This window comes from Synechococcus sp. R6-10, from assembly GCF_047461815.1.
In the GTDB taxonomy this organism is placed as follows: Bacteria; Cyanobacteriota; Cyanobacteriia; order Thermostichales; family Thermostichaceae; genus Thermostichus.
The window spans coordinates 1-563 of record NZ_JANSHW010000324.1; the positions used below are offsets into that span (position 1 = coordinate 1).

At 62.5% G+C, this 563-nt stretch carries 1 protein-coding gene; it reads left to right on the plus strand.

From position 1 onward, the window contains the following. Positions 1–184 precede the first annotated feature (184 nt). Positions 185–563 (plus strand): hypothetical protein (locus NW837_RS09670; protein WP_414331073.1); only part of this gene is annotated, 379 nt, incomplete at its 3' end.

Below are 563 nucleotides of genomic sequence, written 5' to 3' on the forward strand. Positions count from 1 at the left end.
CCCGCACCTGGCCTTTGGCAATGCGTTGGTTAATCTGGTCTAGGGTTCTCTCCATGGGATGTGAAGATCGCAATGGTTGGTCGCGTTGGCGGTGTGGAGCACTAGGCAGTCTTGATCGCTTGATCGTCGAGGGATCCGCTCCCATCTTGAATTCTCTCGTGAGGCAACTCTTGGGACTGGCTCAATGAATAGCTTAAATGGACGGGGATCTGGGCCGGTGGGGCTTAAGGGGATCCGGCAGTATGGGCCGCTTTTGCCGGCGTTGGGGTTGGTGGGCCTGCTCTACGGCGGGGGGCTGCTGCTGGCTCTGGCCCAGAGTGTGGGCCTCTACGGCCTGGGCGAGAGGGGGTTTACCCTGCAGGGGTATGGGGAGCTGCTGCGGGATGCGGAAGTCGGGGGATCCCTGTTGCTCAGCCTCAGAATCGCTCTGTTGGCAACGGGGTTGGCGCTGCTTTTGGGTCTGGGGCTGGCGCTGCTGTTGCGGGGGGTGGGGGGGTGGGCCATCTGGCTTGGCCAGTTGACGCTGCCGATTCCTCATTTGGTGGGGGTGGCGGGGATGCTGC